The organism is Hymenobacter sp. DG25A (assembly GCF_001280305.1).
Lineage (GTDB): Bacteria > Bacteroidota > Bacteroidia > Cytophagales > Hymenobacteraceae > Hymenobacter.
The window spans coordinates 3393030-3414045 of sequence record NZ_CP012623.1 but is presented as its reverse complement, the minus strand read 5'-3'; the positions used below and the strand labels follow the sequence as shown (position 1 = coordinate 3414045).

The following is a 21016-nucleotide window of genomic DNA, read 5'->3' as shown; positions in this document are numbered from 1 at the left end:
CGGCTCCGCCTCTGCATGACAAACGTTATATTTTTCTAAAACTTATGCCACGCCTTCGCGCAGGCGCTCGGCGCTTTCGGCAATGCGGAGCTGCTCCACAAAGTCATCGATGTTGCCTTCCATCACGCTGGCCAGGTTGTACACCGTGTAGCCAATGCGGTGGTCGGTTACGCGGCCCTGGGGGTAGTTGTAGGTGCGGATTTTATCGGAACGGTCGCCGCCGCCAATCATGCTTTTGCGGGCAGCGCCTTCCACTTCGTTTTTCTTGGCCAGCTCAATCTCATAGATGCGCGAGCGAAGCACCTGCAGGGCCTTGTCGAAGTTTTTGAGCTGGGACTTCTGGTCCTGGCACTGGGCCACCAGGCCCGTAGGCAAGTGGGTAAGGCGCACGGCCGAGTAGGTAGTGTTTACCGACTGACCACCGGGGCCCGACGACATAAACAGGTCCTTACGCACGTCGTTCATGTCAATTTCCACGTCCAGCTCCTCGGCTTCGGGCATCACCACAATGGAGGCTACGGAGGTGTGGATGCGGCCCTGAGTTTCGGTGGCAGGCACGCGCTGTACGCGGTGCACACCGCTCTCAAACTTGAGCTTGCCGTACACGTCCTCGCCCTTCACGGCCAGAATAATTTCCTTGTAGCCGCCGGAAGTGCCTTCGGTGGCGTCAATCAGGTCCATTTTCAGCCCGTTCTTTTCGGCGTAGCGCATGTACATGCGCTGCAGGTCGCCGGCAAAAATAGCGGCTTCGTCGCCACCGGCCCCGGCCCGGATTTCCATGATAACATCCTTGGAATCGTTGGGGTCTTTGGGGAGCAGCAGGTCTTTGATGACGGTTTCGAGGCGCTCCTGCTCGGGCAGCAGGGCTTCCAGCTCGTCCTTCGCCATCTGGCGGAATTCTTCGTCTTTCTCGGTTGAAATAACCTCCTTCGCGCTTTCGATGTTGGAGAGGACGCTCTGATACGCCTTGTACTCCGTCACGATTTTGTTCAGGTCTTTGAATTCCTTGTTGAGGGTCTTGAAACGCTTCATGTCGCTCATGACATCGGGCTGCATGAGCTGTTCGTTTACGTCGTTGAAGCGCTGTTGAATGGCCTCCAGTTTATCTAGCATCTTGCCTTCAGAGTATTGTATTGGGAGTACAAAGGTACGGAAACAAACCCGAGGAACCTGCCGGCCGGTTCCCGGTTAGAGAAACGCAGAATCAATCAGTTAGCTTGTACGCTTCTGGCTGTTGCCCAGGTATTGTCTTGGGAAAATGCCCCGGCTGTCGTCTCTTTGTTTTCCGGTAGCCCACTTTCTCGTTGGCTTCCACCCGTTTTTTCATCTTCGCCATGCCCCTCCGTTTTTCTGCCGTTTTGCTGCTGGTTCTGCTGGCGGCCGGCTGCCGCCCCGATCAGATAGAGCACCTCAAGGACACCAAGCGCATTGCCATTGAGGCCGAAAACTGGCAGGTGAAGCGCATTATGCCCAAAGACCTGCTGCGCGCCACCCGCTGGGCCGGCGACTCCCTCAGCAACCAGGGCAACCGGGAGCTGCAGCTGCTGCTGAAGGATGAATTGCAAAAAGGCGGCGTAGCCCGGGCCCTGCCCTACTGCCGCCCGGAGCGCTATGCTTCCCTTGATACCCTGGCCCGCACCCTGCAGGCCACCGTGCGCCGCGTGAGCCTGCGCCCGCGCAACCCCGCCAACCGCGCCGCCCTGCCCGCCACGGAGCTTCAGCCCGATACCCAGCGCGTGGTACGCCGCCCCTCGGCCGAGGTGTTTTTCTACCAGCGCCCCATTGTGCTCAGCAGTCAGGAGTGTCTGCGCTGCCACGGCGAAGTGGGTAAGGATATTTCGGCGGCCGACTATGCCCTCATTCAAAAGCAGTACCCCCAGGACCAGGCTACCGGCTACCGCCTGGGCCAGGTAATGGGCGCCTGGCAGGTGCAGCTGCAGCGCCCCGGCGTAGCGGAGTTCTACACCATGAAAACGCGCAAGATTATGAAACGGCGCAAGCTGTTTTAACTGATTTTCACGTACTTGCCCAGAGCTTCCCCAATGGCCTTTCCTGCTTACTACCCCCGCATCAAAATCTGTTGCATCAGCACGCCCCAGGAACTGGCTATTGCCGTAGCGGCCGGCGCCGATGCCTTGGGCCTAGTGGCCAAAATGCCTAGCGGGCCCGGGGTGATTACCGATGAGCAGGTTCGCAAGCTGGCTCTGCTCACGCCCCCGGCCGTGGGCTCCTTCCTGCTCACCAGCGAAACAACTACCAGCGCCATTATTGCGCATCAGTGCCGCACCGCTACCACCACCCTGCAGCTGGTAGACACGCTCAGTACCGGCTCCTACCAGGATTTGCGCACCGCGCTGCCGGGCATTCAGCTGGTGCAGGTCATTCACGTGGTAGATGAGTCGGCTATTGAGGAGGCGCGGCGCGTGGCCCCGCACGTAGATGCCATTCTGCTGGATTCCGGCAACCCCAACCTGGCCATAAAAGAGCTGGGTGGCACCGGCCGGGTGCATAACTGGGAGTTGAGCCGCCGCATCCGGGATAGGCTAAATCTGCCCCTTTTCCTGGCTGGCGGCCTCACGCCCGAGAACGTGCAGGAAGCCCTGCACATGGTAAAGCCCTTTGGGGTAGATGTATGCAGCGGAGTGCGCACCAACGGACAGCTGGACCCCAACAAGCTGCGCCGGTTTATGATGGCCGTACGCGGCTACACGGTATAAGGACAGGCTTTAATGGCCCGACAGCAAGAGGTGTTTATATCTCTTGCTGACCCACGGGCGGCGGGTTAACCCGTCAGCAGAAGGTGCTGCCCAACCGGCGGGGGCTGTTTTCAGGCTGAACAGGTAGGACTGCAACCAACCCGGATCCTGATTCCGAAAACAGCCCTGGAATTCGTTGACGAAATATCGTATATTGATTATATATCCTCCCCGAAACGCAGGGTATGTCTGGCTGCCGTGCCCAATCAAATTTTCAGAATCCCATCCTTTGTAGGCTTCCGGAAAGGCCGGAGCCGTTGGCCCTGCTGACTCCTGCTGGCTTAGCGGGGCCTGTGTTCGGCATCTGTATTCTACTTTCTAAACGTGGTAGCCAGCCATGAATAAGGATACGAAAGCCCCTGCCTGGTACAGCCTCAGCCCCCGGGAGTGCCTGGAGCAGCTGGCCACCACGGCTGAGCAGGGCCTGAGCCCGACCGAGGCCGAGCGTCGGCTGCGCCAGTATGGCCCCAACCAGCTGGCTGCCAAACCGCCGCGCCCGGCATGGCTGAAGTTTCTAGATCAGTTCAAGAACGTGTTGGTGCTGGTACTGCTGGCCACCACCGCGCTGGCCGCCGCCATTGGCGATATGAAAGACGTGGTGGTGATTTTAGTGGTGGTAGTGCTTAACGCCGCGCTGGGCTTCTACCAGGAACACCGCGCCGAGGCCACGCTGGCGGCTATTGCCCGGATGCTGGCCCAGCGGGCCCGGGTGCGGCGCGCCGGTCAGGCCCAGGAAATTGGAGCCGAGCAGCTGGTGCCGGGCGATATAGTGCTGCTGGAAGCCGGCGACCGGGTGCCGGCCGATGGCCGCGTGCTGGTAGCGCACAACGCCGAAGTGGCCGAGGCGGCTCTCACCGGCGAGTCGCAGGCCGTGGGCAAGCAGGCCGAGGCGCTGCCGCCCGGCACGCCGGCCCTGGCCGAGCGCGTGAACATGTTGTTTATGAACACAGTAGTCACGCGGGGCCGCCTGGAGCTGGCCGTAACGGCTACGGGCATGGCTACTGAGATGGGCCGCATCAGTGGCCTGCTGGCCGCGGCTCCGGAGCGGCCCACGCCCCTGCAGGAGCAGCTCGACGCCTTGGGCAAGCGGCTGGCCCTCATTGCGGGCGTGGTAGTGGTCCTGATTATGGGGCTGGGCCTGCTGCGTGGGGCTCCGGTACTGCAAACGATGATGACCTCCATTGCCCTGGCCGTGGCTGCCATTCCGGAAGGGCTGCCGGCAGTGGTAACCGTGATTCTGGCCATTGGCATGCACCGCATTGCCAAGAGCCGCGCCGTGGTTAAAAAGCTGGCGGCGGTTGAAACCCTGGGCTCTACTACGGTTATCTGCTCCGACAAAACCGGCACGCTCACCCTCAATCAGATGACGGCCTGCCGGCTGTTCTACCAGGGCCGGTACTTTGCCGTGAGCGGCGAGGGCTACTCCGGCCAGGGCACTATCCATGCTGAAAACAACGCCGCACTGCCTGATTTTCAACCCCTGCTCCTGCCCGCCGCCCTGTGCGCCGACTCCCGCATCCGCGACGGCCAGCTTCTGGGCGACCCCACCGAGGGCGCGCTGCTGGCGCTGGCGGCCAAAGGCGGCGTAGCGCAGGAGGAGGCCAGCACGCACCACCCGCGCATCGCCGAAATCCCATTCGACTCGGCGCACAAGTTTATGGCCACTTTTCACTACGATGATGGGCAGGTGCAGATGCTGGTGAAAGGAGCGCCCGACGTGCTGCTGGCCCGGTCCGGCAGCTTTCTGGGGCCCACGTGCGAGGTGGCCCTTGATGCGCCGGGTCGCGCCGCCTTCGAGGCCGCCAACGCCGCATTTGCGGGGCAGGCGCTACGCGTGCTGGCAGTGGCCCGGCGCACGATTCCGGCCGCCGAGTTTGACCCTGCCGGTCCGCTGATGCCCTGGGCCGAGGCGTTGAGCCTGACCGGCCTGGTTGGCCTCATCGACCCACCTCGTCCAGAGGCCCGCGCAGCCATTCAGCAGTGCCGGCAGGCGGGCATTCAGGTGAAGATGATTACCGGTGACCACAGCGCTACCGCCGGGGCCATTGCTCAGCAGCTGGGCCTGGCCGGCGCCGTGCTCACGGGGGCCGACCTTGACCGCCTCGGCGTGGACGAGCTGGCGGGGCGCATCGAGCAGACCGCCGTTTTTGCCCGCGTTGCGCCGGAGCATAAGGTGAAGATAGTACAGGCCCTGAAGGCCCGCGGCCATGTGGTAGCCATGACCGGCGACGGCGTGAACGACGCGCCGGCGCTGAAAAACGCCGATATCGGCGTGGCTATGGGCATCACCGGCACCGAGGTGACCCGCGAAGCTGCCACTATGGTGCTCACCGACGATAATTTCGCCACCATTGTGGCGGCCGTAAAGGAAGGCCGCACCATCTACGACAACATCGTCAAGTTTGTGCGCTTTCAGCTTTCTACCAACGTGGGGGCCATTCTTACCGTGCTGGGGGCGCAGCTGCTGGACCTGCCCACCCCGTTCACGACCATCCAGATTCTGTGGATCAACATCATTATGGATGGCCCACCCGCCATGACGCTGGGCCTGGAGGCCGCGCGGCCGGGCATCATGCAGGAGCCCCCGCGCCGCGCCGATGCGCCGATACTCTCGCTGCGCCGATTTGGGCTGCTGCTGCTCTATGGGCTTATGATGGCGGCCGGCACGCTGGCTTTGTTTCATTATGCCCAGCCGCATGGCCAGACTTATGCCCTCACGCTGGCCTTCACTACGTTCGTGCTGTTCCAGTTTTTTAACGTGTTCAATGCCCGCACAGAGCACGGCTCTACTTTCAACGGGCAGTTTTTCAGCAATGGGCGGCTGTGGCTGGCCCTGGGCGTGGTGCTTGGGCTGCAGGCGCTGGTAGTGCAGTGGTCCCCGGCCCAGCTTATCTTCCATACCAAGGCCCTTTCGGCCCCGGATTGGGCCCTGGCGGTGACCGTGGCCTCATCCATTTTACTGCTGGAGGAAGGCCGCAAGCTGCTGCTGAAGCTATTGTAGGTCGGTTCGGCCATTCGCAGTAGCGCTCATAGCGGCCTCAGCACGCTATTTTCCATGGCGCAGGGTAGCACTACGCACCTCCCCAACAGCGGCTTTCAGCTGACGGCGAGCTATAGCGGGCCAACCTTCAGGGGGTGTTTTCAGTTTGGGCAGGTATGACTGCTTCCGCTGAGAAACCTATCATCATCATTGGGGCCGGCATGGCCGGCCTCACCTGCGCCAATTATCTGCACCGCGCCGGGCGCCCCGTGCTGGTGCTGGAAGCCTCCGATGCCGTGGGTGGCCGCGTGCGCACCGATATTACGCCCGAAGGCTTCCGGCTGGACCGCGGCTTTCAGGTGCTGCTCACGCGCTACCCGGAGGTGCAGCGCATGTTGGATTACGGAGCACTGCAGCTTCAGTCCTTCGCCTCCGGTGCGGTTATTCGCCTGCCCGATGGCCGCGAAACCACCCTTCGCAACCCTTTACAGCACCCTACAGGCGCCTTTTCCGCTCTTGCCTCGCCCATTGGCTCCCTGCCCGATAAGGTCCGGATTCTGAGTCTGGCGCGCCATGTGCAGCAGTGCTCCAGCGAGGAGTTGCTGGCCCGGCCTGAGTTGAAAGAGCAGACCACCCAGCAGTTTTTGCGGGAGTATGGCTGGAGCGAAACCATGATTAACACGTTCTTCCGCCCCTTCTTCGGAGGCGTATTTCTGGACCGCGACCTGAGCACGGCCGCCAACTTCTTCCAGTTTGTGTTCAAGCAGTTTGTGGAAGGCGAAGCCGTGGTACCGGCGCTGGGCATGCAACAGATTCCGGAACAGCTGGCCGCGCGCCTGCCCGCCGGCACGGTGCGCCTGAGCACGCCCGTGACCGCCATAGATGGCACCACCGTACGCCTCTGGACCGACCAGACCCTGGAAGCCGCCGCCGTGGTAATGGCCACCGATGGCGAAACCGCCGCCCGGCTGCTGCCGCACTCCGCCACTAATGCACCGGCCACCAATTTTCGGCATACCACCTGCACCTACTTTGCCGCGGCCGGCGCCTCCCCTGGCCGCGCCGACCGGCTGCTCCGCCTAAACGCCACTGAGCCCTCCCTGGCCCACAATGTGTGCTTCCCGTCTGATGTCAGCCCCGCTTATGCGCCCGCCGGCCAGACGCTGGTATCGGTAAGCACCCACGGGGAGCATGGCCTGAGGGAGGAAGCCCTCACACAACGGCTACAAGAGGAACTAACGGCGTGGTTTGGCCCGGCTGCCCGGCAATGGCAGCATCTGCGCACCTATAGCATACCGCACGCGCTGCCCACCTATACCCCGGAACTAACGGCCCCTCATACCCTGCGGCTTACCGATACGCTCTACCAGGCCGGTGACCAGGCCGCGTACCCGTCGCTGAACGCTGCCATGGCCACCGGCCGCGAAGTGGCAGAGATGCTTCTTGCTGGTTACTAACACGTGCCCTGTGGAGCAAAGCCAGGCTCGCACGCTGACATTGCAATAAGCCCGTCCTGCTGAGCGCAGTTGAAGCATCTCGCGTGCTGACGTTGCCATCCTATCTGTCATCCTGAGGCGGTAGCCGAAGGACCTTCTCACGGCTGAACGACCATCGTAACAACGACTTGTTCAAGCGGGAGAAGGTCCTTCGGCTACCGCCTCAGGATGACAGGCGAAGAGGTAGAGATGCTTAGACTCCGTTCAGCATGAAAGCTTTAATATCATGACGGCTTTACTATACTAAAGGCATAAAAAAAGCCCGGTTCCTTGGTAGGAGCCGGGCTTTTTTGGTGGAGTCTACCGCTTACTTGGCGTCCTCTTTTTCTTTCACTTTCGTGCTGTTGTCGTCGGCTTTTTGCTTGCGCTTTTTCTTGCCGTCCTCGCCTTTGGTCTTCTCCTTGGCTTTTTTCACGTCGCTGTCGGAGAGCTGCTTGGCCATATCTATGGCAGTAGGAGCGGCGGCCGGGGCGGCAGCGGCGGCTACCGGGTTGCCTTCCAGATCCAGCTCTACTACTTCGTAGCCCAGCTCATTGATAGCGGGGAAGCTCTTGGCCCGGTCACCTACTACCACAATGTACATGTTATCGGGGGTGAAGTACTTCTGGGCCAGAGCCTGTACGTCTTCCTTCTTCAGCGTGCGCAGAATCTCGCTTTGCTGCTGTACATAGTCCTTGTTGAGGTTGTACTCTACCATACGGCCCAGGAAAGCGGCTTTCTGACGGCCGGTTTCATACTTCAGCGCGTCGCTCTGGCCCACGGAGGTTTGCAGGAACTGCAGCTCTTCGTCGCTGATGCCGGCGGTGCGGTAGTTATTCATTTCATCCACAAACTCCTTCACGGAAGCCGCGGTAGCATCACCCCGAACGCCGGCCTGAGCCGTGAACGGACCTGCGTAGTGTGAGCCGTTGAAGTAGGAGTACGCCCCGTAGGTGTAGCCCTTTTTCTCGCGCAGGTTCAGGTTGATGCGGCTGTTGAAGTCGCCACCCAGCAGGTGGTTGGCGAGGCCGGCGCGGTAGTACTCGCCGGTGGCATCATACGGCAGGCTGAGGTAGCCCACCCGGATTTCCGACTGCGGCGCGCCGTCTTTGTTCACGAAGTAGATGCGCGTCTTTTCGGGCGTAGCGGTAGTCGTGGTGGCAGCGGGCAGCGTTACGTCCTTCTTGGTCCAGCTCTGCAGGAAGCCCAGCTTGGGTATTACCTGCTTCTGGTCTACATCCCCCACAATCACCAGATTGGAGATGTTGGGCGCGTAGTTGCGGGCGTAGAACTGCTTTACATCGTCCAGAGTAAGGGCCTGCACGCTGGCTACGGTGCCGCTGGCGGGCACGCGCATGATATCCGAAGCCGGATACACCAGGCGGGCAAAGGTTTTGTTGGCAATGGCCGTGGCCTGCGTGTTCTGGTTGGCAATGCCTTCCAGCGTCTGCTTTTTCAGGCGGGCAAAGTCAGTTGCGTCGAAGCGGGGGTGCAGCAGACGCTCTTCCAGCAGGGCCAGCGTTTTGTCCAGGTTTTTGGTCAGGGACTGCACGTAGATGGTGGTGTTGTCGTTGCCGGGCACTACCGTAATGGAGCTGCCCAGCTTGTCCAGGGCAGCGCTCATTTCTTCGCTGGTATACTTCTGCGAGCCTTCGTTCAGCATAGAAGCCGTGAGCGAGGCAATACCGGCTTTGGAGGGGTCCTGCTGCTCCAGGCGGTGGCCACCGGGAATGGTGAGCTGCATGGTAACGGCCGGAATTTCGGTGTTCCGCGTGCCAATCAGCTTGAGGCCGTTAGGCATCGTTTCCTGCCAGTAGGCGGGCACTTTCACCACGGGGTTAGCACCCGACTTGGGCTGCTGGCTGCGGTCGAAGGAATCCTTCGCCTTCACATATGTCAGGCCTTTATACTCATCGGCCGGGGCTTTAAAGCCATCCTTAGACACCGTGAAGTTGTTGGCTTTGGCTACTAGGGCCGTAGCACCTTTGGGCACCACGCTCAGAATTACAGCCTTTTTGCCTTTGATGTACTGGTTGTACACGCGCAGCACATCGGCTTTCGTCACTGCCCGGAGTTCCTGCAGGTCTTTGGTAATGCGGTTGGGCGAACCGGTAAACGTTTGGGCAGCGGCCAGGGCCGATACTTTACCGCTTACGCTGGCCAAACTATTGATTGTCTGCGATTCGCGGCCGGCTTTAAAGCGCTGCAAATCCTCATCGGTTACGCCGCGCTTCTCAAACTCCAGCAGAGAGTTGCGGGCAATCAGCTCCAGGCTGTCGAGGCCTTTGCCGGGGAAGCTCAGGGCCACAATGGTAAACTCTCCGCCCAGCTCAGCGGAAGGGTGGTTTGCCGAAGCCTGCACGGCTTTCTGCGTTTTCACCAGGTTTTTGTAGAGCAGCGAGTTTTTGCCGCCGCCAATGATTTCGGCCAGCGCGTCCAGGGCCACCTCATCGGGGTGGTAGCGGGGCACGGTGGGGAACACCATTTGCAGCATGGGGAAACGCACGTTGTCCTCGTAGCTCACGTAGCGGTCCTGGGTGAGCTTGGGCGCGGCCAGCTTCACATTCTGCACGGCGGGGCCGGGCTTAATGGCACCGAAGTATTTCTCGGCCAGCTTCATCACCTCGGCGGGCTTCACATCGCCGCCCACGGTGAGGGTAGCGTTGTTGGGGCCGTACCAGCGCAGGAAGAAGTTTTTCAGGTCGTTTACGTCGGCGCGGTCTAGGTCTTCCAGGTAGCCGATGGTCAGCCAGCTGTAGGGATGGCCGTAGGGATACAGGGTTTTGGCTACGTATTCGGAGGCCAGCCCGTAGGGGCGGTTATCGTAGTTCTGGCCCCGCTCGTTCTTTACGGTAGAGCGCTGAATCTCAAATTTTTCCTGCGTAACGGCATCCAACAGGAAGCCCATACGGTCGGCTTCCAGCCATAGGGCGGTTTCCAGCTGGTTGCTGGGCAGGGTTTCGTAGTAGTTAGTCCGGTCGCGGTTGGTGGAGCCGTTCATCTCGCCGCCGGCCGCCGATACCAGCTTGATGTGCTTGCCGCTGGGCACGTGGTCGGAGCCCTGGAACATCATGTGCTCAAAGAAGTGGGCGAAGCCCGACTTGCCGATGGTTTCGCGGGCCGAGCCCACGTGGTAGGTCACATCCACGTGCACTACCGGGTCGGAGTGGTCTTCGTGTACCACCACCGTTAGGCCGTTGGGCAGCTTGTACTTCTCGTAGGGGATTACCACTTCCCCGGGCTTGCTGGCCACTTTTTCTACTAGGCGCGCACCACCGGAAGTGGTGGTTTTGGCTGTTGGCGCCGATTTTTTCTGCTGGGCTGCTGCCGGTGTAACCACCAGCAGCGTGCTCATTCCAAGCAGCCACAAATGCTTTTGAAGCATAAGAAATTTTAAAAAGATGAAGGATAAAGTACCAAGGTAAAGTGAAGGTACAAGTCTATAGACATTTCCCCATAACCAGAAGCTGCATCTGTGTACAGTAGTTGCGAAGTGCCTGGTAATTCGACACTTTTAGTCCAGCTTCCTTCCTAATTGTCCAGCCTCTCTTACCTCTCACTGTTCTGCCCATGCGCCCTTCCTCGTTGTTTGTATTGAGCTCCGTTATAGCCTGTGGTGTGCTGGGCGGGTGTGAAAGCCGGAACACCACTTCTTCTACCTCCTCCGCTGCTTCTACTGACACTCTATCCCGGTATACGGCGCCTGACTCGGCTGCTTCTCCAACAGATACCGCCGTGGTACCGGCACCGCGGGATGGAATTACCGCCGCGGGCATCGGGGAGTACATTAAAGTGCTTTCTTCGGATGATTTCCAGGGCCGCAAGCCCTTCACCGCCGGCGAAACCAAAACCACGGAGTACCTGGCCAATGAGTTTAAAAAGCTGGGGCTGAAGCCCGGGCCCAATGGCACGTATTTTCAGGAAGTGCCGCTGGTAGAAATTACCGGCATGCCCGACAGCATCATGCGCATCGCGGGCGGCAAAGGCAAGCCGTTTAACCTGCAGTACAAAACCGATTTCATGGCTTTTACCGAGCAGGAAAAGCCGCAGGTCACGGTCAGCAACTCGCCGCTGGTATTTGCCGGCTACGGCGTGGTGGCCCCCGAGTATAACTGGGACGACTATGCGGGGCTGGACGTGAAAGGCAAAACCGTGGTGGTGCTGGTAAACGACCCCGGCAATGCCGGCACCGATACTACCCTGTTCAAGGGCAAGGCCATGACCTACTATGGCCGCTGGATGTACAAGTACGAGGAGGCCGCCCGCCACGGCGCCACCGGCCTGCTTATTATTCACGAAACCAAACCGGCGGCCTACCCATGGTCGGTGGTGCAGACCAGCTACTCGGGGGCCAAGCTGCGCCCGCAAACCCCTGACCGGGGCGCCAGCAAGTGCAAGCTGGAAGGTTGGATAACACTGGATGCCGCCCGCCGCCTGTTTACGGCCGCCGGTATGCGCTACGATGATGTGTATGCGGCCGCCAATCAGCGGGGCTTCAAAGCCCGGCCGCTGGGGCTGAACGTAAGCATCAACATCAAAAACAAAATCCGGCGCACGTCCTCCAAAAACGTGCTGGCGGTGCTGCCCGGCGCTACCCGGCCGCAGGAGTACATTATTTACACGGCCCACTGGGACCACCTCGGCATTGGGCCCGTCGTGCAGGGCGACTCCATCTACAACGGGGCGCTGGATAATGCCAGCGGCGTGGCCGCCCTGCTCACCATTGCCAAAGCCTACACCCAGCTCCCCAAAAGTCCCGACCGCAGCATTGTTTTTCTGGCCGTAACCGGCGAAGAGCAGGGCCTGCTGGGCTCGGCGTACTACGCGGAACACCCCCTATTCCCGCTCAACAAAACCGTGGCTGACCTGAACATGGACATGCTCCGGCCCTACGGCCCCATGCGCGACGTGACAGTCATCGGCTACGGGCAGTCGGAGCTGGACGACTACGCCCGCGCGGCGGCCCGGGAGCAGCAGCGCTACCTGCAGCCCGATAAGAGCCCCGAAGAAGGCCATTTCTATCGCTCCGACCACTTCAGCTTTGCCAAAGTAGGGGTGCCCGCTCTGTATGCCAGCGGCGCCTTTGATAGCCGTGCCAAGGGCAAGGCGTTTGTGGAAGAGCAGCGCGCCGCCTTCACGGCCCAGCACTACCACCAGCCCAGCGACGAGTACAACCCTGCCTGGGACCTGCGCGGGATGGAGCAGGATGCCCGCCTGCTTTTCACCATTGGCCTGAAGCTGGCCGGCGAAACTACTTTCCCGCAATGGAAAGCCGGCTCTGAGTTTAAAGCCGCCCGGGACAAGAGCATGGGTACCCGTAAATAGGATACCTAGCTGCCCGTATAAACTATTCAAAAAGCCCCCGCTATCTGCGGGGGCTTTTTTGCGTAAAACACGTAAAACATTGGAGCCCGGGCTGCTTGTTGAGTAGCCTGCGGCCCATTGCTGCAGTACCTTTCGACTTTCCTTTCTTTACTGTGCCTCTTCCTACTGCCGAACTCCCGTATGTGCGCCTGACTTACCGGCCGGATCTACGCATTCTGTTTATGCGCTGGACGCGGCTGGTTTCTTCGCAGGAGCATAAAACCGGCTATATGCAGGGCCTGAATTTTGCCCGGGAGCATCAGGTCGGCCACTGGCTGGTGGATCTGCGCACCCGGGGCCTGGCGGAAACCGAGGACTTTAAGTGGGTTTTACAGGAATTCTGGCCGCAAATGCAGCAGGCCTTACCGGGTACCTCTTTCCGCATTGCGTACCTGGTTACGCCCTATCATCAGGAGCTTATCAACAGCCGGCTGATAGCGGAGGATAAGATGTTTCGGAGCTTTATTGAGGAAAAGGATGCCTACCAGTGGCTGGGGGCGCCCATGGCCACGATTTCCTAGCCATTGCGGCAGGGTGGCCTATACCTCCGCCCACCGGTACCGGCGCTCCTTCCACCAGATGCCTCCCGGCCACGCGGTATAGGCCAGCACGGCCAGAGACATCAGCAGCAGGTAGCCATCATACAGCAGCAACACGCCCAAACTTTCCCGGTGCCCGGCCTGGCGCAGCGTAATAGCCAGGAACAGCGTCTGGAACAGTACTTTGCCGGCGTACAGCATACCCGCCGTGCCCAGCGGAAAAAGGCCCGGCCAGCCCAGGGCGGTGTAAAAAACGCCGTAAGAGCTGAACAGCACTACCAGTTGCCAGGGCAGCCGCACGGCACCTTTCATCCAGCGCTTGCGCTGGTGCAACAGATGCCGCAAAGTGGGCTGCGGCACCGATACCCCCAAGGCGGAGGGCGTAATGATGTTCCGGTATCCCCAGCCCTGTGCTACAATCTGCCCGAAAAGCTGCAGGTCTTCGGTAATGCTGAAAGCCAGCGTTTCGTAGCCCCCAATAGACTCATAGGCGGCGCGCGTGACCAGCATGTTGTTGCCAACGGCCGTTACGGGCAGGCCCAGGTCGGTGAGCAGGCGGATGAGGTTTAAGCCAAACAGCCAGTCTAGCCCCTGCAGGCGCCCGAAGAGGTTGCCGCCGGCCGTGGTGATGCCCGTGACCACGCCCACACCGTGCGGGGCAGCGGCCAGCATGGTGTGCACCCAGTCAGGCGCCAGGGCCATATCCGCATCGGTAATCAGGAAATACTCGGTGGTGGCGGCGCGGCAGAGGTGGGCCAGCACGTTGCTTTTGCCCCGGGCAGTGCCCAACCGGTGCCGGATGGGCAGCAGCCGAAACCAGGGCTTATCAGCAATAAAGCGCCGCACAATTTCTCTGGTGTCATCGGTAGAAGCATCATCCCCGATCAGAATTTCGAGCTGCTCCCTGGGGTAGTTCAGTCGGGCCAGGGCCCGCAGGCAGCGCTCAATGGTGGCGGCTTCGTTGCGGGCGGCAATCAGAATGCTCACGCGGGGGGTAGCCTTATGGCGGGCCAGCCGGGGCCGGGGCCCTAACAGCAGCAGGAGCACCACGGCATACAGGCCAAAGAATACGCTGAAAAAGACCGTAGCAACCAGCATACAACACCCGGAAAATCATCTTAGCCGCCTGCTCTCACCAGGGAACCTGACAGAACGCTAGTTGAATAGCATACGGCGGAAAAAGCAGTTGCTGCCGCGGGGAAAACGCTGATTTTTAATTATATATAACTCCGTATTAATGCGGATGGCGCGAGAAAAATTGACATAAAAAAAGCCCCGGCTGCTGGCAGCTGGGGCTTTTTTACAAGGCTTGTGCTCTACACGCGCGGGTCCGTTTGCAGGGGCGCGTCGTAGGCGGGGCTTTCCGGGGCAAGCGCTACCGGGTTAGCCGGCAGGCGGATGTCGTCCTCATCATGCACAATCAGCGTGAGCAGGCCCGAGATAATCATGGAGCCACCGCCCAGCACCAGGGTGTAGATAGACTCGCCCGCGAATACATTCTTGGTAAAGAAGCCCAGAATGAGGCCGGCTACAACCTGCGGAATAACAATGAAGAAATTGAATACCCCCATGTAATACCCCATTTTGTTGGCGGGCAGCGCCCCCGCCAGCATGGCATAAGGCACCGACAGAATAGAAGCCCAGGCAATGCCTACCCCCACCATGGAGAACAGCAGCATCTTCGGATCCTGAATAAAGTAAATCGAAATCAGACCCAGGCCACCGGCCACCAGACAAAGCATGTGCGTGAACCGGCGGCTGGTTAGCTTGGCAATGGAAGGCAGCACCAGAGCCGCAATGGCGGAAACACCGTTGTACACGGCAAAGCAGATGCCTACCCAGTCAGCGCCTTCATTATAAATCTTGGAAGTAGCGTCGGAGGTGTGGTAGATGTGGCTGGTAACGGCGGGGGTGGTGTAAATCCACATGGAGAACAACGCCAGCCAGGAAAAGAACTGCACCAGGGCCAGCTGGCGCATGGTTTTGGGCATATGCAGAATGCCCGCAAACGATTCCTTGAAGCCGTTGAAAACCCCGGCGGTCCGGCGCTTCTCCTCCTCAAACTCTTCCATATTGGCCGGCGGGTACTCGCGCGTGCGCAGCACCGTCCAGAGTACGGCCAGGAAGAACACAATACCCCCGATATAGAAGGAATACTTCACCGACAGCGGAATCATGCCGGCCGGAGCGGTATTCGGGACGTGAAACAGGTTGGTAAACATCCAGGGCAGAGAGGAAGCCACTACGGCGCCTACGCCAATGAAAAACGTTTGCGCCGCAAAACCCGTGATGCGCTGCGAGGAAGGCAACAGGTCACCGACCAAAGCACGGAAGGGCTCCATGCTGATGTTGATGCTTGAATCCATAATCCAGAGCATGCCCACGGCCATCCACAGGGCGGTTACGTTGGGCATCACCAGCAGCGCAAACGATGCCAGGATAGCGCCAATTAAAAAGAACGGCCGCCGGCGGCCCCAGCGCGGGCTCCAGGTACGGTCGGAAACGTACCCGATAATGGGCTGCACCAGCAGCCCCGTCAGTGGCGCGGCCAGCCAGTACAAGGCTATTTCGGTACCACCCAGCGTTTCAAAAATGCGGCTCACGTTGGCGTTCTGCAGGGCAAAGCCAAACTGAATGCCAAGGAAGCCGAAGCTCATATTCCAGATTTGCCAGAAGCTCAGCCGGGGTTTTTCGCGGGTACTGCTCGCCGTTGCTACGGAAGTTGCCATTCGCTATGGGTGGGATTAAAAAGGGAGAGGAATCAGAAGGATTAATAGATTGACTTTCAGAATACTGGCACCTTAGTGGCGCTCCTGTATCTCGAAGACATAGGCGCTCTGGGGTGTGAGCGTCATGGTCAGGTTATCGGTAGCGGGCGTGCCGTTCAGCAGGTCCTGGTAGCTGTACACGCGGTTGGGGTTGAGGCCCATGGCCGTGAGGGCCTGCGGGGTAATGCGCAGCGTGGGCCGCATGGTTTTGTCTTTGCTGAAGTTGGCCACGATGAGCAGCTTCTGCTTATCAGTATAGCGCAGGAAGGTGTATACGTGCTTCTGGTCGTAGTCTTTGCCCAGGTTGTTGGCATCCTGCAGCTCGTAGAACCGGCCGCGACGAATGGCGTCGCTGCTGCGGGAAAGGTTGAGCAGGCGGCTGTAGAAGTCGCGCAGCTGCTTTTGCGTGCTGTCCAGCTTGCCCCCGTCGAACTTGCCGCCGTTCATCCATTTCTGATGGTTGGGCACGCCCCAGTAATCGAAGATGGTGGTGCGGCCATCGGCCCCGGAGAAGCCCTCGGCACCGTTAGCGGGCTCGCCCACTTCCTGCCCGAAGTACATCATCACCGGGCCCGAGGCCAGTGTGGCCGATACCACCATGGCCGGAATAGCGGCTTTGGGGTCGCCGGCAAAGTCTTTGGAGGCAATGCGCTGCTCGTCGTGGTTTTCCAGGAAGCGCAGCATGTGGGAGGAGAAGCCGCGGCTTTCTTCGCGCCACACCCGGGTAATATCCTCGGTGTTGCCCTCGCCGCGCATCAGGCGGCGCAGGCCGTCGTAGAGGCCCACTTTGTCATACAGGTAATCGAAGTGGCCCTGCTCGATGTACATCTTGTAGGTCTTGGCGTCGTAGGCTTCGCCGATGAACACCAGCTCAGGCTTCACCTTTTTGAGCTCCGGAATAACCCAGGCCCAGAACTCTACGGGCACCATCTCGGCCATGTCGCAGCGGAAGCCGTCCACGTCCTTTTTGGCCCAGTACACCAGAATATCGCGCATTTTCAGCCAGGTATCCGGAATGGGCGCAAAATGCTTGGCACGGCCGTGCTGGTAGTCTACGCCGTAGTTCAGCTTAATGGTTTCAAACCAGTCGTCTACCTTGGGCGTGGCCGAAAACACGTCGTTGCCGGTTACTTTGGCGGGGTTCTCGGCAAACTTACCATCTTCCTTCGGGCCTTTCTGCGCCCCCAGCGGGTTGTTGCCGGCCGGCACTACCAGGGGCTGACCGGGCAGGTAATAGAAGTTGTTATTGACGGCAAAAGCCTTGGTCTTGTCGTCCTTCTCCCCCAGGTCTACCACACCCGCGGGCTTGGCATCCGACTTATAGGTGCGGGCTACGTGGTTGGGAATGAAGTCGATAATGACTTTCAGGTCGTTGGCGTGGGTGCGCTTTACCAGGCCCTCAAACTCCAGCATGCGCGCTTTCACGTTCACGGCCAGGTCAGGGTCCACGTCGTAGTAGTCCTTAATGGCGTAGGGCGAGCCGGCCCGGCCTTTCACCACGTCGGCATCGTCCAGGGCAATGCCGGCCTTGGTGTAGTCCGTCATGGTGGCGTGCTCAATCACGCCGGTGTACCATACGTGCGTGGCGCCCAGCTTCTTAATAGCCTGCAAAGCTACGCTGTTGATGTCGTTGAACTTGCCCACGCCATTCTCAGTAATGGTGCCGTAGGGCTTGTTGGTAGCCACTTTGTTGCCGAACAGGCGGGTCATCATCTGATAGATAACCAGCTTGTTTTCCTGGGGCACCTCGTCGGTGGTATTGGGGTCAGCTTGGTAAGAAGTCACGGCACGCGGCGCAAGGGCCGGAGAGAGTAGTTGAAAAGATGCCAGCGCGAATAAAGCACCGGCAGCAGGCAATAATAGCTTTTTCATAGTCAGGCGTAAGATAACCAGTTGTGCGTTGATAGTTGCCAGTTGTCAGTAGGTTTAATAAAACCCGGACAACTGGCAACTATCAACGCACAACTGATTTACCATTGCTGGGTAAGGGGGTGAATCATGAGCTCATCCACCACCACGTGGGCCGGGGCTTCCAGCACGTAGCGCACAGCCTGGGCAACATCCGAAGGGCGCAGGTGCGTGTTTTCCACCTCCGGGCTGCCGGGCTGGGCATTGTTGAAATGGGTATCCACCAGACCAGGGAAAATGGTGCTGACCTTGATGCCGAACGGCCGTACTTCCTTGCGCAAAGAGCCCAGCAGGGCATCCTGGGCATACTTGCTGGAGCCGTATACCGAGCCGTGCTCAAAAGTGCGGCGCGCCACATCTGACGTTACCCCCACAATATGGCCCCGGTTCTGCACCTTAAAGTGCGGCACGGCCGCTTTGCACAGCAGGAAGGTGCCCTTCACATTCACGTTGTAGATCCGGTCCCACTCCTCGGCATCAAAGTGCTCCAGCAGGCCAAAGCTGCCCACCCCGGCATTGCACACCAGAATATCCAGACGGCCGAAGTGCTGCAGAGCAATTTCCACGGCCTGCTGCGCATCTGCCTCGTCGGTTACGTCGGCGGCCAGGGGCAAAATCTGGCCGGACTGGGCCACATCCGCCAGCTCCTCGGCACCACGGGCCAGGGCAACCACGCGCACGCCCTGCATGGCCAGCAGCAAGGTAATGGCCCGCCCGATGCCGCGACTGGCACCTGTTACAATAGCTACTTGGTCGGTGAGGTCCGTCATGGCAGTCATTTTCTCCAACATACTGGAATTATGGGTATTTGTTGGCTGTCAGCTATTTGGCTTTACCAAAAATAACTTTTCCCGCCTTAATGCCTGTTCAGGGCGGCGGGGCTGGTCCCAAAAACCAGAACGTCATGCTAAAGCAGCATGACGTTCTGGTTTTTAGTGCCTTATTTTCCGACGGCTACGGCTTCCCCGTTCACGTGTACCGTCAGGGGCTTGTCTGATTCAATATTGACGCCGTCGCGGCCTACGTGCACTTGCAGCACGGCCCCGCGGAAGCGGATGCGGAAGCTGAAGCCCGACCACTGCGTAGGCAGCATGGGCCGGAAGTGCAGCTCGCCGTTGCGTACGCGCATGCCGCCAAAACCCTGTACTACGGCCATCCAGGTGCCGGCCATGCTGGTGGTGTGGCAGCCGTCCTCGGTGTCGTTGTTGTAGTCGTCCAGGTCGAGGCGGGCAGTGCGCAGGTACATTTCGTAGGCCTTCTCCTGCATGCCCAAACGGGCGGCCAGCACCGCGTGCACGCACGGCGAGAGCGACGACTCATGCACGGTGCGCGGCTCGTAGAACTCAAAGTTGCGGCGAATGGTGGCTTCCTCAAACCGGTCTTCCAGCAGGAACATACCCTGCAGCACATCGGCCTGCTTGATAAAGCAGGAGCGCAGGATCCGGTCCCAGGACCATTTCTGGTTCAGGGGGCGGTCGGCGGCGGGCAGGTCCTGCACCAGAATCTGCTCCTTGTCCATGTAGCCTTCCTGCTGCAGCATGATGCCGCGCTTCTCATCCCGGGGCAGGAACATGTTGCCCATGATGTCGCGCCAGGCGGCAAAGTCGTGCTGCTCGTCCAGCTTCAGCTCCATGGCCAAAGCAGCGTAGCGGCCGGGGTGCTCTTTGCTGATTTTCTCCAGTACGTGCAGCGTGTACTCCAGCGTCCAGAGGGCAATGGTGCTGGTGTACCAGTTGTTATTGACGTTGTTTTCGTACTCGTTGGGGCCGGTTACGCCCAGCATCACATACTGGCCTTTCTCCTCGGAGAAGTTCACGCGCTGCGCCCAGAAACGGGAAATGGCCACCAGCACATCCACGCCGTAGTCGGCCAGGTAGCTTTCGTCGCCGGTGTAGCGCACGTAGTCGTAAATGGCGAAGGCAATGGCGCCGTTGCGGTGAATTTCCTCGAAGGTGATTTCCCACTCGTTGTGGCACTCCTCGCCGTTCATCGTCACCATGGGGTACAGGGCGGCACCGCCCGTGAAGCCCAGCTTCTGGCCGTTTTCAATGGCTTTGCCCAGCTGCTTGTAGCGGTAGAGCAAGAGGTTGCGGGCCACCTGCGGGTCGGCCGTGGCCAGGTAGAAGGGCAGGCAGTAGGCCTCGGTGTCCCAGTAGGTGCTGCCGCCGTATTTCTCGCCGGTAAAGCCTTTGGGGCCGATGTTTAGGCGCGGGTCTTCGCCGGTATAGGTCTGGTTGAGCTGGAAGATATTGAAGCGGATAGCCTGCTGCGCGGCCGGGTCGCCTTCAATGATGATGTCACTCTCGGCCCACTTGGCGGCCCAGGCAGCGGCCTGCTCCTTCAGCATGGCGGCAAACCCTTTAATGCGGGCCTGCTGCACGGCGCGGCGGCACACATCCTGCAGCACGCCCCGCTCGTGGTTTTCGGAGGAGATATTGGCGGCAAACTTGGTGAGCACGGTTTCCTCGCCGTCCAGCACATTCACCGTGAAGATGTGCGCCACGTACTTCTCGCTCTCAATGGGGTGCGTGAAGGGCTTTACCTCCACGCCACCCTGCGTGAGCGTGAACACCATGCCGGTGCACACGTCAAACTCAGTTTTGCGGGTGCGGGCCGTTACAAAAGCGCCCTGCTCCTGCACCGAGCGGCTTACTTCTTCCCAGAACTTCTCGTCGTAGTTGGCGTCCTGGTTTTTAACATCGAAGTCGATGAAGGGAGTGAGCGTGGCTTTGCCGGAAAAGCCTACCGGCGTAATGGAGTACTGCACCACGCCTACCTCGTCGTCTACAATGCTGCAGAAACGCTTGGACTTGATTTTCACCCGCTTGCCGTTACTCAGCAGCACCGTGCAGGTACGCTCCAGGTAGCCTTCCTGCATGTTCAGCACGCGGCGGAAGTCTTCCACCGTGGCTTTGGCCAGGTCCAGCTCTTCGCCGTCAATCTCCACGCCAATGCCAATCCAGTTGGCGGCGTTCAGCACTTTGGCGAAGTAGTCGGGGTAGCCGTTTTTCCACCAGCCCACGCGGGTTTTATCGGGGTAGTACACGCCGGCCACGTAGTTGCCGGGCAGGGTTTCGCCGGAGTACTGCTCTTCAAAGTTGGCGCGCTGGCCCATGCGGCCGTTGCCCAGCGAGAAAATGCTTTCGGAAATCTTGTTCAGGTGCGGATCGAAGCCTTCTTCAATAATCCGCCACTCATCTATTTTAAGGTAATCTTTCATCTGTAA

Annotated in this window: 13 protein-coding genes; 6 read left to right on the top strand and 7 right to left on the bottom strand. The window is 59.8% G+C overall.

Translation table 11 applies throughout. From position 1 onward, the window contains the following. Window positions 1-42: 42 nt before the first annotated feature. Window positions 43-1113, bottom strand: coding sequence for a peptide chain release factor 1 (prfA, locus tag AM218_RS14625; RefSeq protein WP_054414601.1), 1071 nt, complete (start codon window positions 1111-1113; stop codon window positions 43-45). A gap of 221 nt (window positions 1114-1334) precedes the next feature. Here prfA and AM218_RS14620 point away from each other — a divergent pair, with 221 nt between their 5' ends. From AM218_RS14620 to AM218_RS14605, 4 genes are all read left to right on the top strand, one after another. Beyond that, window positions 1335-2009, top strand: coding sequence for a Tll0287-like domain-containing protein (locus tag AM218_RS14620; RefSeq protein ID WP_157547677.1), 675 nt, complete (start codon window positions 1335-1337; stop codon window positions 2007-2009). A 33-nt stretch (window positions 2010-2042) separates the two neighbouring features. Further along, window positions 2043-2717, top strand: coding sequence for a phosphoribosylanthranilate isomerase (locus AM218_RS14615; protein ID WP_054414598.1), 675 nt, complete (start codon window positions 2043-2045; stop codon window positions 2715-2717). Window positions 2718-3093: 376 nt separating this feature from the next. Beyond that, window positions 3094-5757, top strand: a complete 2664-nt coding sequence (locus AM218_RS14610) for a cation-translocating P-type ATPase (RefSeq protein ID WP_054414596.1) — start codon at window positions 3094-3096, stop codon at window positions 5755-5757. A 155-nt stretch (window positions 5758-5912) separates the two neighbouring features. Then, entirely contained in the window at window positions 5913-7193 is a 1281-nt protein-coding gene (locus AM218_RS14605; RefSeq protein ID WP_071843807.1) for a protoporphyrinogen/coproporphyrinogen oxidase, read from the top strand. 346 nt (window positions 7194-7539) lie between these two features. Here the strand turns inward: AM218_RS14605 and AM218_RS14600 are convergent, their stop codons facing one another. Further along, window positions 7540-10581, bottom strand: coding sequence for a M16 family metallopeptidase (locus AM218_RS14600; RefSeq protein WP_316937421.1), 3042 nt, complete (start codon window positions 10579-10581; stop codon window positions 7540-7542). 200 nt (window positions 10582-10781) lie between these two features. Between AM218_RS14600 and AM218_RS14595 the strand changes: the two genes are divergently transcribed. Continuing rightward, on the top strand, window positions 10782-12536 hold the full coding sequence (locus AM218_RS14595) for a M28 family metallopeptidase (protein ID WP_082318256.1): 1755 nt from the start codon (window positions 10782-10784) through the stop codon (window positions 12534-12536). A gap of 152 nt (window positions 12537-12688) precedes the next feature. After that, the gene (locus AM218_RS14590) at window positions 12689-13096 is read left to right on the top strand and encodes a hypothetical protein (protein ID WP_157547676.1); all 408 of its coding nucleotides are present in this window, start codon (window positions 12689-12691) and stop codon (window positions 13094-13096) included. 18 nt (window positions 13097-13114) lie between these two features. Here the strand turns inward: AM218_RS14590 and AM218_RS14585 are convergent, their stop codons facing one another. The 5 genes from AM218_RS14585 to AM218_RS14565 all read right to left on the bottom strand — a co-directional run bounded on the left by AM218_RS14585 (window position 13115) and on the right by AM218_RS14565 (window position 21010). Then, complete coding sequence (locus tag AM218_RS14585; protein WP_054414585.1) at window positions 13115-14212, bottom strand: glycosyltransferase; 1098 nt, start codon at window positions 14210-14212, stop codon at window positions 13115-13117. A gap of 218 nt (window positions 14213-14430) precedes the next feature. Further along, window positions 14431-15843 carry an MFS transporter gene (locus AM218_RS14580; RefSeq protein ID WP_071843806.1) on the bottom strand — a complete coding sequence of 471 codons (1413 nt, stop codon included), beginning with the start codon at window positions 15841-15843 and terminating at the stop codon, window positions 14431-14433. Between the two features lie 72 nt (window positions 15844-15915). Next, window positions 15916-17754 carry an alpha-amylase family protein gene (locus tag AM218_RS14575; protein ID WP_054414582.1) on the bottom strand — a complete coding sequence of 613 codons (1839 nt, stop codon included), beginning with the start codon at window positions 17752-17754 and terminating at the stop codon, window positions 15916-15918. A 98-nt stretch (window positions 17755-17852) separates the two neighbouring features. Then, window positions 17853-18569 (bottom strand): SDR family oxidoreductase, encoded by a 717-nt coding sequence (locus AM218_RS14570; protein WP_231717503.1) that lies wholly within the window; start codon window positions 18567-18569, stop codon window positions 17853-17855. Window positions 18570-18730: 161 nt separating this feature from the next. Continuing rightward, window positions 18731-21010 carry a glycoside hydrolase family 65 protein gene (locus tag AM218_RS14565; protein ID WP_054414579.1) on the bottom strand — a complete coding sequence of 760 codons (2280 nt, stop codon included), beginning with the start codon at window positions 21008-21010 and terminating at the stop codon, window positions 18731-18733. Between the last annotated feature and the right edge of the window lie 6 nt (window positions 21011-21016).